We start from the raw sequence: 15,579 nt of genomic DNA, 5'->3' as shown, positions 1-15,579 counted from the left end.
CAAGCAGTTCCCTTCCAGTTGTTTATTCTGCGTTCAGGATCCGTCATTGGAAAAAAAACTCGGTCTTACCGCGCTAACCGCTTTGGTGCTCAGCTCAATGCTGGGCGCCGGCGTGTTCAGTCTGCCGCAAAACATGGCGCAGGTCGCCAGCCCCGCCGCGCTGCTGCTGGGTTGGGGGATCACCGGCGTCGGCATTCTGTTTTTGGCGTTCGCTATGCTGTTGCTTACGCGTCTGCGCCCGGATCTGGACGGCGGCATCTTCACCTACGCCAAAGAGGGATTCGGCGAGCTGATGGGCTTCTGCTCCGCCTGGGGTTACTGGCTGTGCGCCGTGATCGCCAACGTCTCGTATCTGGTGATCGTGTTCGCGGCGTTGAGCATTTTCACCGATCGCGGCGGCAACGTTATTCTCGGTGACGGCAATACCTGGCAGGCGCTGATCGCCGAATCCGCCCTGCTGTGGATCGTGCACGCGCTGGTGCTGCGCGGCGTGCAAACCGCCGCCAGCATCAATCTTGCGGCCACCCTCGCCAAGCTGCTGCCGCTGGGGATGTTCGCCGTTCTGGCGGCGATCGCCTTTAAAATGGACGTGTTCACGCTGGACTTCCAGGGGATCGCCCTCGGCAAGCCGGTGTGGGAACAGGTCAAGGACACCATGCTGATCACCCTGTGGGTGTTTATCGGCGTGGAAGGCGCCGTGGTGGTTTCCGCGCGCGCGCGCAATAAGAAGGACGTGGGCCGCGCGACCATGTTGGCGGTGCTGTCGGCGCTGGCGGTGTATCTGATGGTCACCTTGCTGTCGCTGGGGGTGGTGCCGCGCAGTGAACTGGCCGACATGCGCAACCCGTCGATGGCAGTGCTGATGGTGGAACTGATTGGCCCGTGGGGAGACGTGATCATCGCCGCCGGTCTTATCATTTCCGTGTGCGGCGCCTACCTCAGCTGGACCATCATGGCGGCGGAAGTCCCCCTGCTGGCCGCACAGCACGGCGCATTTCCACGCGTGTTCGGCAAACAGAACCGCCATCACGCCCCATCGTCTTCGCTGTGGCTGACCAACATCGCGGTGCAGCTGGCGTTGGTGCTGATCTGGTTGACCGGCAGCAACTACAACTCGCTGTTGACCATCGCGTCGGAAATGATCCTGGTGCCTTACTTCCTGGTCGGCGCATTTCTGTTCAAGGTGGCTTACCGCCGCCGCGACAAGCGCCTGATCTTCGCCGCCACCGGCGCCTGCGTTTATGGTTTATGGCTGCTGTACGCTTCCGGGTTAATGCACCTGCTGATGTCGGTGCTGCTTTATGCGCCGGGCCTGTTGGTGTTCATGTACGCCCGCCGCGGCCATCAGGATATCAATCTGCTGAATCGCCTGGAAAAAGGCAGCATCTTACTGCTGCTGGTGGCCACGCTGCCCGCCGGCTGGTTTATGCTGCACTAACGTGTCCCGTCAATGCGGCTGCCCGTCAGCCGCATTTTGCTTTCTCTTTTTCCCCTGCTACCGCGTTTTCCCTCTTTGTACAGTCAGCCATCCGCCACGCTTGCGATCTCAAATGCAATTAATTATCATTATCATTTATTGGTTAGTGGTAAGACGCGAGTGCCCCTGGCGAGAGGCGTCAGGCGGCGGATGAAGACAGGCTGAAAATGGAAGACATTTCATGGCTGAGAAACTGCTGCACGCATTACCTTTGTTTACCGCCTGGGAGGCGCTGATCGCCGAGGGCAACACGGCGTTTAATCAGCGGAACGATCGCCGGGCGATGGCGCGCTATCAACAGGCGCTGGAGGGGGCTCAGGCGATCATCGCCGAGAAGCCCTGGCTGAATGCGGACTATACCGCCAGATTTGAAGCGCTGAATATTTTCGAGTCTGCCCTTGCCGCGCTGATCGTCACGTTCAACAACATTACCCATCTGCGCCTGCGGCAGAAGCCTCTGCGCGGCGTCGAGCTGCATGTTCATCAGGCCCGAGTCGCTATCGAGCAACTCTTGGCCGATTCGTCGCTGTGCGAACAGATGCAGCAGATCGCCGAACGGCACCTGCTGCGTTTCAGGATTGAAACCCTGCACTTGCTGCGCGAACACCGGCTGCCGGAAACCAGCGTCTGCGCGCCGGCGGCCAACGCTTCCGCTACCTTGCATTAAAAGTGACACACCAATCTGAGGGTCATCTGTAATGAATGAATTGAATGACGAGATGAAGAAGATGCTGGCTAAACAGCTGCCTGTGCAGGCGACCAGCAGCCCGAACGGCGTTCCCGATATCGGCCCCAAGCGATCTTTGCGCCTCTATGATGACCGTACGCTGATTTATAACGAAAATACCGGAGGCCAAACGCTGAAAAACATCAAGGCCGGCTCGAAAATGGCCGTTGTGGTCATCGATCGCGAGGCGCTGGACGGTTACCGCTTCGTTGGCACGCCCGAACTGTTTCTGGCGGGCAAGCCGTTTGACGATGCGTTTACGTTTGCGGAAAAAAACGGGATGAAGCCGCCGAAGTACGCGGTGTTAATTCATATAGACAGTATTTATACCCTGCGCTCCGGCCCGAATGCCGGGACCCAGCTCTAGACGCCGGCCGTCATGCGGCGTGAGACATCACGTTCAGGGTTAGGCCATCGCGACGAGTCAATTGCCTAACCATGAACGGGCGGCCGGGTTGACACCCGGTCAGCTTTTGGGAGGGATCGCGACGGTCATGCGTTCACCCACCAGAGTAATCGCAATGCCTTCCGCACACTCTTTCTGAATGGCCGCCAGTTGTTGAGCCTCCAGCGCATAAGGCAACTGAATATCAAACACCGCCAGGCCCTGCTGCTGCGCCAGGTCTATCAGGCGCACGATGTTGGTTTCATCGCTGACCTGCGTCGACACCACCTGCAGCGCCAACTCTTTTAACTGCTCTTTGCGCGTTTGCGACGTGGTCACGCGCGATTTCAACACCATGCCGAAGATCGGCATCACACCATAAATAGCATCAACAAAGCGCCAGTGCTTCCTGCACGATGCGGACAGAAAATCCATATAGTCGAAACAGATTTTCTCACTGCGCGCGATGGATGCAAGGTGATTGCTGTTCATCCCCTCATTCCTCTCATGGCCAGTGTTAACCCGTGGTCTTTCAAGCCGCCGCCGGGGGCAACCTGAAATGCATTGGGGATCTTATATCCAGAAATGGATAATCATGCGAAGCTTTAACGACTTTCCGCCGTATGATGGCATAATTCCCCTATTGTTTGCCAGTCTGTCCAGGAGCTTTAATCAATGGAACACCACAACTCCGCCCCGGTGCTGATTACCGGCGGCGCACGGCGCATAGGGCTGGCGCTCGCCAGAGCGTTTCTCCAGCGCGGCGTTCCGGTCATCATCGCCTACCGCAGCGAATATCCGGCGATGGCCGAGTTGAAAGCCTTGGGCGCCTGCTGCATTCAGGGCGATTTTTCCACCCATGAAGGCATTTATCGTTTCGCCGATCAGGTGCGGCAGGCCGCGCCCAAGCTGCGTGCGGTGATCCACAACGCCAGCGCCTGGCAGGCGGAGTCGCCGGAGGTGCCGCCGGAGCAGGTCATGGCGGCGATGCTGCAAATTCACGTCTACACGCCCTATTTGCTCAATCAACTGCTCGAGTCCTGCCTGACCGGCCAGGGCCAGGCCGGCGCCGACATTATCCACCTGACCGACTATGTGGTGGAAAAAGGCAGCGACAAGCATATCGCCTACGCCGCCAGCAAAGCCGCGCTGGACAACATGACCCGGTCGTTCGCCCGCAAGCTGGCGCCCGAAGTCAAAGTCAACGCGATCGCGCCGGCGCTGATCATCTTCAATCCGGGCGATGATGAAGCTTATCGCCGGCAGGCGCTGGCGAAGTCGCTGATGAAGGTCGCGCCGGGCGAGAGCGAAGTGGTCAATCTGGTGAACTACCTGCTGGAGAGCCGCTACGTCACCGGCCGCACCCACGGCGTCGACGGCGGGCGGCCGCTGCGCTGACGCAAAGATCCGCTTGGCGCAACCTCGCGAGCCGCGCTATGCTGAAATCCGCTTTTCTTATTAAAACACGGGCATATGCATAAAATTGTTTTTGTGGAAGACGATCCTGAAGTCGGCAAACTGATCGCCGCCTATTTGGGCAAACACGACATCGAGGTGCTGATCGAACCGCGCGGCGACAGCGCGCAGGCACGCATCGAGCGCGAGCAACCCGATCTGGTGCTGCTGGATATCATGTTGCCCGGCAAAGACGGCATGACGCTGTGCCGCGATCTGCGCCCCACCTTCCCCGGCCCGATCGTGCTGCTGACCTCGCTCGACAGCGACATGAACCATATCTTGTCGCTGGAGATGGGCGCCAACGACTATATCCTGAAAACCACGCCGCCGGCGGTGTTGCTGGCGCGCCTGCGTTTGCATCTGCGTCAACACAGCCAGCAGCCGAAGGAAGAGTCGGTTCAGCCGCTTACCCAGCATAACGCGCTGCATTTCGGGCTGCTGTGCATCGATCCGGTCAACCGTCAGGTTACGCTGGGCGAGGAAACCATCACCCTGTCCACCTCGGATTTCGATCTGCTGTGGGAGCTGGCGACCCACGCCGGGCAGATCATGGATCGCGAGGCGCTGCTGCAAAACCTGCGCGGCGTGAGCTACGACGGCATGGACCGCAGCATCGACGTGGCGATCTCCCGCCTGCGCCGCAAACTGTACGACAACGCGCTGGAGCCTTTCCGTATCAAGACGGTGCGCAACAAGGGCTATCTGTTCGCCCCTAACGCCTGGGCATCGGTGCAACAATGAGAAAACTTTTCGTCCAGTTCTTCCTGTTGCTGTTCGTCTGTTTTCTGGTGATGGCGATGCTGGTCGGCCTGGTGTACAAGGTGACCGCCGAGCGCGCCGGCCGCCAGTCGATGGACGATTTGATGAAAAGCTCGCTGTACCTGATGCGCAGCGAGCTGCGCGAAATCCCGCTGAAGGACTGGAACAAAACCATCGCCACGCTGGATCTCAATCTGTCGTTCAAGCTTCATATCGAACCGCTCGGCAAACAGGAGCTGAGCGAGGATCTGAAAAAGCGGCTGCGGCTGGGGGAGATCATCGCCCTCGACGATCAGTACACCTTTATGCAACGCATTCCGCGCAGCCACTATGTCTTGGTGGTCGGCCCCATTCCTTATCTGTTCTATCTGCACCAGATGCGTCTGCTGGATCTGGTGTTGCTGGTGTTTATCGGCATGTCGCTGGCGCTGCCGGTGTTTCTGTGGATGCGGCCGCACTGGCAAGACCTGCTCAAACTGGAAAACGCCGCCCAGCGGCTCGGCGCCGGGCATCTGGATGAACGCACCCACTTCGATCCCACTTCCAGCCTGAGCCGGCTCGGCGTGGCGTTCAACCAAATGGCCGACAACGTCAACACCCTGATCGCCAGCAAGAAACAGCTGATCGATGGCATCGCCCACGAGCTGCGCACGCCGCTGGTGCGCCTGCGCTATCGGCTCGAGATGAGCGATAACCTGTCCGAAGGCGAGCAGCAAGCGCTGAACCGCGATATCGGCCAACTGGAGTCGCTGATCGACGAGCTGCTGACCTATGCCCGCCTGGATCGGCCGCAGGTTGCGTTAAACATTGAACCCATCGATCTGCCAAAGTGGCTGGAGGACAAGGTCGATGATATCCGCCTTATCCATCAGGAACGCGACATCCAGCTCGACATCCCGCACGTCGGCGACTTCGGCGGCGTCGATCTGCGCCTGATGGAGCGCGTGCTCGATAACCTGGTCAACAACGCGCTGCGCTATTCCGAGCAGCGCCTGCGCGTTGGGCTGTGGTTCGACGGCGATCTCGCCTGTTTGCAGGTCGAAGATGACGGGCCGGGTATCCCGCCGGAAGAGCGTGAGCGGGTGTTCGAGCCTTTCGTTCGCCTCGATCCCAGCCGCGATCGCGCCACCGGCGGCTGCGGGCTGGGACTGGCCATCGTTCATTCCATCGCCGTCGCCTACCAGGGACAGGTGTTCGTCGAAGGCAGTTCGCTCGGCGGCGCCAGCTTCCGTTTCTGCTGGCCGGTGAAGCCGACATTCAATTTAAAAGCCGATCTGGCGTAACACCGCCGGACCCTTCTCATTGGAGCCGAATAATAATGACATCTGCACATTCCAACACGTCTGCTTACGATCACCTGCGCGCGCTTTTTAGCCGGCTGTCGCGTTTCGGCCATCTGTCCGCCATCGCCGGTTGGGACATGCAAACCATGATGCCGCCGGGCGGCAGCAAGGCGCGCTCCGAAGCCCTGGCCGAATTGAGCGTGCTGCAGCACCAGCTTTTAACGGCACAAAGCACCGGCGTGCTGTTGGATCGCGCGCAGCAAGAGACGCTGGACGAGCTCGACCGCGCCAACCTGCGCGAAATGCGCCGCCAGTATGAAGACGCGGTGCTGCTGCCGGCGTCGCTGGTCGAAGCCAAATCTCTGGCCGGCGCCCGCTGTGAACATGCCTGGCGCGCCCAACGCCCGGCCAACGACTGGGATGGCTTCGCGGAGAATCTGCGCGACGTGGTCAAACTCAGCCGGGAAGAGGCGCAGATCCGCGCGCAGGCGGCCGGCACCAGCCGTTACGATGCCCTGCTCAACCTGTATGAGCCGGGCATGCGCAGCAGCGATCTCGATCGCATCTTCGGCGATTTGAAAACCTGGCTGCCGGATTTGCTGCAGCGCGTGGTGGCCAAACAGGCCAATGAACCCTGCCTGGCGCCGCAGGGCCCGTTCAATGTGGACACCCAGCGCCAGCTAAGCCTGAGCGTGATGAAGCTGCTCGGTTTCAACTTCGACAACGGCCGCGTCGACGTCAGCGCCCACCCGTTCTGCGGCGGCGTGCCGGAAGATGTCCGCATCACCACGCGTTACAACGAGAAAGAGTTTCTGACCGCGCTGCTCGGGATCGTACACGAGACTGGCCACGCCCGTTACGAACAGAACCTGCCGCGCGATCTGCTCGGCCAACCGGTCGCCCTGGCCCGCTCCACCGCCATCCACGAATCGCAGAGCCTGCTGTTCGAAATGCAGCTGGCGCGCGGTAATGAATTCCTGAAAATCTTGCGTCCGCTGGTTACCGCGCAGTTTGGCGAACAGCCGGCGCTGGAAGAAGCCAACTTCATTCGCCTCAACCAGCGGGTGAAACCGGGCCTGATCCGCGTCGACGCCGACGAGGTGAGCTATCCTGCTCACGTCATCCTGCGCTACGAAATTGAAAAAGCGCTGATCGAAGGCGAGATCGAAGTGGAAGACATTCCGGCGCTGTGGAATGAAAAGATGCACGCTTACCTGGGCCTCGATACCATCGGCAACTACCGCAACGGCTGCATGCAGGATATCCACTGGACCGACGGCGCCTTCGGCTACTTCCCGACTTATACCCTTGGCGCGATGTACGCCGCGCAGCTGTTCCACAGCGTGCGTCAGGCCCTGCCTTCGCTGAACGAGGACATCGCCGCCGGCAATCTGCAGCCGTTGTTCCACTGGTTGCAGCATAATATCTGGCGCCACGGCAGCCGTTACCCGACCGAGACGCTGATCGCCAACGCGACCGGCGAAGCGCTCAACCCGCGCTACTTCCGTCAGCATTTGGAAAACCGCTACCTCTAATCTCTCCCCGGGCGCGGCCGTGGCCGCGCCCTTTTTTCCCTGCTTGACCTAATAATGTTACATAGCGCGCTTTCCTTGCCGGCAACGCCTTGGCTACAGGGTGGCGGGTTGCTACCAACCAATAGTATGTTGTAACTAAAATCATAAACAACAGCGCCCCTATCAGCCTCTTATCCCAGCGCATGACGGGCGATCATCGCCGCCAGTTGTGGTCTCAACGCGGCGGGCAGGTCATGCCCCATGCCCGGCATAATCTGCAATCTGGCGTTGGCGACGGCCCGAGCGATCGCCACCCCGCCGGCCTTGCGCACCAGCCGATCGCGATCGCCGTGAATCACCAGCGTCGGCGCGGCGATGCGCCGACTGTAACGCCGCAGATCGCCGCTGCCGAGCAGCGCGGAAAGTTGCCGCTGCATGCCCTCCGGATCCACGCCCCGCTTCAGCAACCGCTTCACCAGGGCATCCAGCTCCGCCTCCTCCGGCGGATAAGTCGCGGTGCCAAGCGCGCGCAGAAAGGCCTTCATCCCTTCCTGGCGCTGCTGCAGCGTCATATCGGCGGCAGGTCGGCGCACCAGCAACCACAGCAGCGAAGGCGCCGGCGGCGGCAACAGCGGTTGATTGGTGCTGGAAAACAAGATGCATAACGAGGCGACGCGCTGCGGATATTCGGCGGCCAACACCTGGGCGATCATCCCCCCCATCGAGGCGCCAAGGACATGAGCCTGAGGAATGCGTAAATGATCGAGCAGATGCGCCGCGTCCGTCGCCATATCCGCCAGGGTATAAGGCACCGGCGTTTGCCAGCCGAGCTGGGCACGCAACATCAACAGCCACAGCGGCGTCTTGCGCTGCGCCCGCGTTTTACCGGAAAGGCCGACGTCGCGGTTGTCGTAGCGGATCACCCGAAATCCCTTGGCGACCAGAGCGCGGCAGAAATCGTCTGGCCACAGCAAAAGCTGCGCGCCGATGCCCATGATTAACAACAGCGGCGGATGCGTCTCATCGCCCCAGTCTTCATAGGCCAGCGGCACCTCGCCCTGTTCGGTCACGCCACAACGAACCGTTATCTCGTTCATTTTAAATCCCTTTTATCGAGCCTGACGGTCATTATAGCAGCAATCCCTTCTGCCGCCGCCGCCCTGTACATTAGGTTACAAGCCGAAACCAATCACTCACGGAAAGCCGGACGCCGTTTGCCTACTATCATCTCAACGGCCCCGCAGTGGGGTTGATACCCAAAAGTCATGTTGAGGATTCTGCGATGAAAAAAGTATTAGCTCTGGTTGTTGCCGCTGCAATGGGTCTGTCTTCCGTGGCTTTCGCTGCCGAGGCTGCCACCACTACCGCACCTGCGGCTACCGCAACCACCGCCACCGCTGCGCCGGCTAAAGCTCAGGTGAAACACCACGGCAAGAAAGCCCCGGTACAGAAAGCTCAGGCGGCCAAAAAGCATCACAAGAAAGCCGGCAAAAAAGCCCCGGCGCAAAAAGCCCAGGCGGCTAAAAAGCACCACAAGAAAGCCAGCCACAAAAAAGCGTAATGACGTGAGGGTCCCCTCATCGCTTCAGGTTTGACGTGTACGACACCCGGTTCGCCGGGTGTTTTTTCATCGGGGGGTTCTCATTGATGCTGCGCCGCTACCTGTTCGAGATCATTCTGACCGCCCTGATCCTTTGTGGACTGATCGCCGTCTTTTTTTATCTGTAGCCTGTCGCCTCGCGGCGGGAAATTATTGAAAAATCAGTTATTGCCCATCCACATGGCTGCTAAATCAGTCTATAGTTAGCATTCAGTGTGTTTATGGATGATCCGTATTTGTCAGGCAAGAGATCTATGCGCATATCCGTTTTACTGTTGCTGTGCTCACTCCCGTTCGTTGCCTCTCAGGCGGCACGCGCCGACGGCCCGTCCAAGGCCGAGCAAACGCGCCTGTTTTTCGGCAAAGATGAACGAATCAAGGTCACGGATACCGCCGCCCAGCCGTGGCAGGCCATCGGCCAGGTCGAAACCGCCAGCGGCAATCTGTGTACCGCCACGCTGATCTCCCCACACCTGGCGCTGACCGCCGGCCATTGCGTGCTGGTGCCGCCGGGACAATTGGATAAAGCCGTCGCCCTGCGCTTCGTGGCAGGCGATAAATCATGGCAGTATCAAACCGACAATATTGAAACCCTGGTCGACAGCAAACTGGGCAAAAAGCTGAAACCGGACGGCGACGGCTGGATCGTGCCGCCCGCCGCCGCCGCTTATGACTTTGCGCTGATCCGGCTGAAAGACAAAACGCCGCTGCCGATCGCCCCGCTGCCGCTGTGGCAAGGCGACAGCAAAGCGCTGACCCAGGCGCTGAAACAGGCCAAACGGCTGATCACCCAGGCAGGCTACCCGGAAGATCATCTGGATGATCTCTACAGCCACCAAAACTGCAAGGTGACCGGCTGGGCCCAGCAAGGCGTGCTGTCGCACCAGTGCGATACCCTGCCGGGCGACAGCGGCTCACCGCTGCTGCTGAAAACCGCCGACGGCTGGCAACTTATCGCCATCCAGAGTTCGGCGCCGGCGGCGAAAGATCGCTACCGCGCCGATAACCGCGCTCTGGCGGTGCCCGGCATCCGCGAGGCGCTGGACGCCCTGGCGGCAGGCAAGTAGCTCTCGCAACGGCGCATCAAGCGCCGTTGCTGTTTCTCTGTTCCCTGAATTTCAACTTGCGCTGCGCCGGCCGTTTGCCGGCCGGCCGCGCCTGAGCTTAGCCCGAAAGCTGTTCGATGGTTTGCAGAATGCGCTTGTCGGAGATCGGGTAAGGTGTGCCCAGCTGCTGCGCGAACAGGCTGACGCGCAGCTCTTCAATCATCCAGCGCACCGCTTTCACCTCTTCCTCCTGCTGTCGCTTCGGCGGCAGCTTGTTCAGCCACTGCTGCCACGCCTGCTGCACCTGCTCCACCCGCAGCATCTGCGCGCGATCGCGGTGCGGATCGATAGCCAGTTTCTCCAGCCGGCGCTCGATCGCCTGCAGGTAGCGCAGCGTGTCCGGCAGGCGTTTCCATCCGTTGCCGGTGACGAAGCCACGGTAGACCAGCCCGCCGAGCTGGGTCTTGATGTCCGACAGCGCCAGCGCCAACGACATGTCCACCCGGCCTTTCAGCCGTTTGTTGATGTTGAAGACCGCCGTCAGGATCTGTTCAACCTGCTTGGCCACCTCGACCACCGTGTCGTTCAGCTCGGCGCGGATCTGCTCCTGTAACCGTGCAAAGTCTTCCTCCTGCCAAACCGGGCCGCCGTGTTCGGCGATCAGTTTGTCAATGCCGCACGAAATGCAGTCGTCGATCAGCTCCAGTACCTTGCCGTACGGGTTGAAATAAAGCCCCAGCTTGGCCTTGTTCGGCAGCTTTTCATGCAGATATTTGATCGGCGAAGGAATATTCAACAACAGCAGGCGGCGCGTGCCCTGCCACATCGCCTGTTGCTGTTCGCTTTCGCTGTCGAACAGGCGGATCGCCACGCTGTCCTTTTCATCCACCAGCGCCGGATAGGCCTTCATCGAATAGCCGCCGCGCTTCTGCTCGTAGAACGCCGGCAATTGGCCAAAGCTCCAGACATGCAGGTTGCTCTGCTCCAGTCCGTCATCGGCCACCGCCGACAGCGTCTCCTGCACCTTCTCTTTCAACTGCAGGCGCAGGGCGGCCAAATCTTTGCCTTCACGCAGCGTCTGGTTTTTCTCGCCCACCACGCGGAAAGTCATTTTCAGGTGATCGGGCACCTGATCCCACTGCCAGTCATCACGTGACACGGTCATGCCAGTCATGCGCCGCAGCTCGCGCTCCAGCGCGTCCAGCAGCGGCAATTCGAGCGCCGTTACGCGGCCAAGGAACGCTTCGGCGTAGTTCGGCGCCGGCACGAAGTTGCGACGCACCGGTTTCGGCAACGATTTGATCAGCGCGATCACCAGTTCACGGCGGATGCCGGGGATCTGCCATTCGAAACCCTGCTCCTCCACCTGATTGAGGATCGGCAGCGGGATGTGCACCGTCACGCCGTCGGCGTCGGTGCCGGGTTCGAACTGGTAGCTCAACCGCAGCTTGAGGTTGCCCTGATGCCAGAAGTTCGGGTAATCCAGCGCGCTGATCTTGTTGGCGCCATCCTTGATCAGCATCTCTTTTTCGAAGTTCAGCAGATCCGGCTGCTGTTTGGCGGCGGTCTTCCACCAGCTGTCGAAATGACGGCCGGACACCACGTCGTTGGGGAGACGGCGATCGTAGAAGCCGAACAGCGTTTCGTCGTCCACCAGAATGTCGCGGCGACGCGATTTATGCTCCAGCTCTTCCACTTCGGCGCGCAGCTTTTGGTTTTCGCGGAAGAAAGCATGGCGCGTCTGCCAGTCGCCCTCCACCAACGCATGGCGGATAAACAGCTCGCGGCACAGCAGCGGATCGATGGCGCCGTAATTGACCTGGCGCGCCGCGACGATCGGCAGACCGAACAACGTGACCTTTTCGCTGGCCATTACCGCCCCCTGCGACTTCGACCAGTGCGGTTCGCTGTAGCTGTGTTTCACCAGGTGCTGAGCCAGCGGCTCGATCCATTCCGGTTCGATGCGCGCGGCGATGCGCCCCCACAGGCGGCTGGTTTCCACCAGTTCGGCCACCATGGTCCACTTCGGCGGCTTCTTGAACAGGCCGGAGCCGGGGAAGATCGAGAAGCGGGCGTTGCGCGCGCCGGTGTATTCCTGCTTGTCCGCATCCTTCTGGCCGATGTGCGACAGCAGGCCGGTCAGCAGCGCGGTGTGGACGCTGCGGTAGTCGGAAGGCGTGCTGTTGATCGGCAGCCCCAGCTCTTTCACCACCTGGCGCAGCTGGGTATAGATATCCTGCCACTCGCGCACCCGCAGGTAGTTGAGAAAATCGTTGCGGCACAGCCGGCGGAACTGGCTGGAGGAGTTCGCCTTTTGCTGCTCCTGCAGATAATCCCACAGGTTGACGAACGCCAGGAAGTCCGAGTCTTTGTCGGCGAAGCGGCGGTGTTTTTCATCCGAGGTCTGCTGCTTGTCCATCGGGCGCTCACGCGGATCCTGAATCGACAGCGCGGCGGTGATGATCATCACCTCGCGTACGCTGCCGCTCTTCTGCGCTTCCAGCACCATGCGCGCCAGACGCGGGTCGATCGGCAACTGCGCCAACTGCCGGCCCTGCGGCGTCAGCTGATAGTGGCCGTTATCGGCGGTGGTGATCGCCCCCAGCTCTTCCAGCAGGCGCACGCCATCTTGAATGTTGCGCTTGTCCGGCGCCTCGACGAACGGAAACGCGGCGATGTCGCCCAGCCCCAGCGAGGTCATCTGCAAAATGACCGACGCCAGGTTGGTGCGCAGAATTTCCGGATCGGTAAACGCCGGCCGCGAGAGGAAATCCTGTTCGGAGTACAGACGGATGCACACCCCCTCCGACACGCGGCCGCAGCGCCCTTTACGCTGATTGGCGGAGGCCTGTGACACCGGCTCGATCGGCAGGCGCTGCACCTTGGTGCGGAAGCTGTAGCGGCTGATGCGCGCGGTGCCCGGATCGATGACGTATTTGATGCCCGGCACCGTCAGTGAGGTTTCCGCCACGTTGGTGGCCAGCACGATGCGGCGGCCGTGGTGCGACTGGAACACCCGGTTCTGCTCGCTGTTCGACAGGCGCGCATACAGCGGCAACACCTCGGTGTGCGGCAAATTGAGGCGGTTCAAAGCGTCGGCGGTATCGCGGATCTCGCGCTCGCCGCTCATGAAGATCAGAATGTCGCCCGGCCCTTCGCGCCCAAGCTCATCTACCGCATCGAAAATCGCCTGTAGCTGGTCGCGATCGGTATCGTCGCCGTCGTCGACCACCGGGCGGTAGCGCACCTCCACCGGGTAGGTGCGGCCGGAAACCTCGATGATCGGCGCATTGTTGAAGTGGCGCGAGAAACGCTGCGGATCGATGGTCGCCGAGGTGATGATCACCTTGAGATCCGGCCGTTTCGGCAGCAGTTCGCGCAGGTAACCGAGAATAAAGTCGATATTCAGGCTACGCTCGTGCGCTTCATCGATGATCAACGTGTCGTACTGCATCAGCAGGCGATCCTGCTGAATCTCCGCCAGCAAAATGCCGTCGGTCATCAGCTTGACCAGGGTGTTTTCCCCCACCTGATCGTTGAAGCGCACCTTGTAGCCCACGCTGCCGCCGAGCGGGGTTTCCAGCTCGTCGGCAATGCGGTTGGCGACGGTGCGCGCCGCCAGGCGGCGCGGCTGGGTATGGCCGATCAGCCCTTTCACCCCACGCCCCAGCTCCAGACAGATCTTCGGCAACTGGGTGGTTTTCCCCGAGCCGGTCTCCCCGGCGACGATCACCACCTGGTGGTCGCGGACAGCGTTTAAGATGTCCTGCTTTTTCTGGCTGACCGGCAGGCTTTCCGGATAGGTAATGCGCGGGCAAGACGCGGCGCGCGCCTGCACTTTCTGCCGCGCCGCCGCGATGTCGCTTTCGACTTCAGCGGCGACCGCCAGCTGGGCATCGGGATTTTTGATTTTTCGTGCGCCCTGCAGGCGACGACGCAGGCGTTGTTGATCGCGGAGCATCAGCTCGCCCAGTTGGGCCGGCAGTGCCTCGAGCGGAGATTTCACGTTCGGTGTTCCTTGTTTCATCGCGGCCAAGACCAGGCTTAGCAACGGTTTAATGTTTTTTTAGCGATTTTTTTGCTTTAGCCGCACAGCCTATCACAAACGGCTTTTCCGCCCTACTTCCGCGAACAAAGCCGCGGCATGTCATTCAATAAAATCGAACGAAGATCTCGAAATATTGCGCTATCACTGTCGGAGGAATGTGAATAGCATGTACTCCATGCAAGGGACGCTGAGTCCTGATGTCACTGTCACAACGTAAGGAATTATCGATGAGCAACGTATTGGTTCTGAAATCAAGCATCCTGGCGACCTACTCTCAGTCTAACCAACTGGCCGATTTCTTCGTAGAGCAATGGAGCAACGCCCACAGCGGCGACACCATCACCGTGCGCGATCTGGCCGCACAGCCAATCCCGGTGCTGGACGGCGAGCTGGTTGGCGCGCTGCGTCCTTCCGATGCTCCGTTGACTCCGCGTCAACAAGAAGCGCTGGCCCTGTCGGACGAACTGATCGCCGAGCTGCAGGCCAATGACGTCATCGTGATTGCCGCACCGATGTACAACTTCAACATCCCGACCCAGCTGAAAAACTATTTCGATCTGGTTGCCCGCGCCGGCGTGACCTTCCGCTACACCGAGAACGGTCCGGAAGGCCTGGTGAAAAACAAACGCGCCGTGATCCTGACCAGCCGTGGCGGCATCCATAAAGGCACCCCAACCGACCTGGTAGAACCTTACCTGCGTCTGTTCCTGGGCTTCATCGGCATCACCGACGTGGAGTTCGTCTTCGCGGAAGGCATCGCCTACGGCCCGGAAGTGGCCACCAAAGCACAGGAAGACGCCAAAGCGGCCCTGTCTCAGGTGATTGCCGCCTAAGCCCCCGCGCAGGGGCGCCATGCCCCTGCCGGACAAGACGTCAGTCCTGTCAAACCTGCACTACCCTCATAATAATCATCTATCCGTATCATTCAGCGCGCCAGACGGCGCGCTTTTTTTATTTCTTCAGCCACTGGCCGTTGATGCCGCGCACATACTCGCCGCTCTGCGCGCGCGTCACCAGCTTCTGCCCGGCCATGCGCGCCACTTCGTCGACGGCGATATGGTTGCCATCCGCCACTTCCTGATACTTCTCGGCGCGGCCGGCGTTGATGCGCTTCACCAGCGCCAAAGTTTCGGCGTCCTGCTGCACCGGCGCAATATAGCCGCTCAGGGTTTCGCCCACCCGCCCTTGCTGCTTCGCCTCATCCAGCGTCAGCGCCATCGCCAGGCCGCTGAACAGCCAGGCGGCGCCGGCCAGCCACACATAACGTTTTTTCATGTCGGCT

The 15,579-nt window shown here is 60.4% G+C and carries 14 protein-coding genes; 10 read left to right on the top strand and 4 right to left on the bottom strand.

Features of this window, described 5'->3' with window-relative positions; all coding sequences use genetic code 11:
* The first annotated feature begins 46 nt into the window (after positions 1 to 46).
* From IMX17_RS05190 to IMX17_RS05180, 3 genes are all read left to right on the top strand, one after another.
* On the top strand, positions 47 to 1,438 hold the full coding sequence (locus IMX17_RS05190) for an amino acid permease (protein WP_033643208.1): 1,392 nt from the start codon (positions 47 to 49) through the stop codon (positions 1,436 to 1,438).
* A 220-nt stretch (positions 1,439 to 1,658) separates the two neighbouring features.
* A complete protein-coding gene (locus IMX17_RS05185) occupies positions 1,659 to 2,144 on the top strand; it encodes a hypothetical protein (protein WP_193549397.1) in 486 nt (161 codons plus the stop codon).
* Positions 2,145 to 2,175: 31 nt separating this feature from the next.
* Positions 2,176 to 2,571 (top strand): pyridoxamine 5'-phosphate oxidase family protein, encoded by a 396-nt coding sequence (locus IMX17_RS05180; RefSeq protein WP_193549396.1) that lies wholly within the window; start codon positions 2,176 to 2,178, stop codon positions 2,569 to 2,571.
* A gap of 99 nt (positions 2,572 to 2,670) precedes the next feature.
* Here the strand turns inward: IMX17_RS05180 and IMX17_RS05175 are convergent, their stop codons facing one another.
* The gene (locus IMX17_RS05175) at positions 2,671 to 3,081 is read right to left on the bottom strand and encodes a hypothetical protein (protein ID WP_033643211.1); all 411 of its coding nucleotides are present in this window, start codon (positions 3,079 to 3,081) and stop codon (positions 2,671 to 2,673) included.
* A 183-nt stretch (positions 3,082 to 3,264) separates the two neighbouring features.
* On the opposite strand from IMX17_RS05175, the gene folM reads away from it, so the two are divergent.
* The 4 genes from folM to IMX17_RS05155 all read left to right on the top strand — a co-directional run bounded on the left by folM (position 3,265) and on the right by IMX17_RS05155 (position 7,624).
* Entirely contained in the window at positions 3,265 to 3,987 is a 723-nt protein-coding gene (gene folM / locus IMX17_RS05170) for a dihydromonapterin reductase (protein ID WP_033643212.1), read from the top strand.
* Positions 3,988 to 4,062: 75 nt separating this feature from the next.
* Positions 4,063 to 4,788 carry a two-component system response regulator RstA gene (rstA, locus tag IMX17_RS05165; protein ID WP_004938307.1) on the top strand — a complete coding sequence of 242 codons (726 nt, stop codon included), beginning with the start codon at positions 4,063 to 4,065 and terminating at the stop codon, positions 4,786 to 4,788.
* A complete protein-coding gene (gene rstB, locus IMX17_RS05160) occupies positions 4,785 to 6,089 on the top strand; it encodes a two-component system sensor histidine kinase RstB (protein WP_046898240.1) in 1,305 nt (434 codons plus the stop codon). Before rstA ends, rstB begins: the two co-directional genes overlap by 4 nt.
* A gap of 35 nt (positions 6,090 to 6,124) precedes the next feature.
* The gene (locus tag IMX17_RS05155) at positions 6,125 to 7,624 is read left to right on the top strand and encodes a carboxypeptidase M32 (protein WP_046898239.1); all 1,500 of its coding nucleotides are present in this window, start codon (positions 6,125 to 6,127) and stop codon (positions 7,622 to 7,624) included.
* Between the two features lie 170 nt (positions 7,625 to 7,794).
* Here the strand turns inward: IMX17_RS05155 and IMX17_RS05150 are convergent, their stop codons facing one another.
* On the bottom strand, positions 7,795 to 8,700 hold the full coding sequence (locus tag IMX17_RS05150) for an alpha/beta fold hydrolase (RefSeq protein WP_046898238.1): 906 nt from the start codon (positions 8,698 to 8,700) through the stop codon (positions 7,795 to 7,797).
* 185 nt (positions 8,701 to 8,885) lie between these two features.
* Between IMX17_RS05150 and asr the strand changes: the two genes are divergently transcribed.
* Entirely contained in the window at positions 8,886 to 9,164 is a 279-nt protein-coding gene (gene asr / locus IMX17_RS05145) for an acid resistance repetitive basic protein Asr (protein WP_033643216.1), read from the top strand.
* Positions 9,165 to 9,457: 293 nt separating this feature from the next.
* Positions 9,458 to 10,270 (top strand): serine protease, encoded by an 813-nt coding sequence (locus IMX17_RS05140; RefSeq protein WP_193549395.1) that lies wholly within the window; start codon positions 9,458 to 9,460, stop codon positions 10,268 to 10,270.
* 97 nt (positions 10,271 to 10,367) lie between these two features.
* On the opposite strand, the gene hrpA is transcribed toward IMX17_RS05140, so the two are convergent.
* Positions 10,368 to 14,255 (bottom strand): ATP-dependent RNA helicase HrpA, encoded by a 3,888-nt coding sequence (hrpA, locus tag IMX17_RS05135; protein ID WP_193549394.1) that lies wholly within the window; start codon positions 14,253 to 14,255, stop codon positions 10,368 to 10,370.
* Between the two features lie 269 nt (positions 14,256 to 14,524).
* Here hrpA and azoR point away from each other — a divergent pair, with 269 nt between their 5' ends.
* Positions 14,525 to 15,130, top strand: coding sequence for an FMN-dependent NADH-azoreductase (azoR, locus tag IMX17_RS05130; RefSeq protein WP_182264379.1), 606 nt, complete (start codon positions 14,525 to 14,527; stop codon positions 15,128 to 15,130).
* Positions 15,131 to 15,248: 118 nt separating this feature from the next.
* On the opposite strand, the gene IMX17_RS25320 is transcribed toward azoR, so the two are convergent.
* Complete coding sequence (locus IMX17_RS25320) at positions 15,249 to 15,572, bottom strand: YdbL family protein (protein WP_182264378.1); 324 nt, start codon at positions 15,570 to 15,572, stop codon at positions 15,249 to 15,251.
* Positions 15,573 to 15,579 lie beyond the last annotated feature (7 nt).

The sequence above is a fragment of the Serratia sp. X3 genome (assembly GCF_014982455.1).
Lineage (GTDB): Bacteria > Pseudomonadota > Gammaproteobacteria > Enterobacterales > Enterobacteriaceae > Serratia > Serratia ureilytica.
Note: the sequence above shows the minus strand (reverse complement) of the source record. Positions and strands in the feature narration are given on the sequence as shown.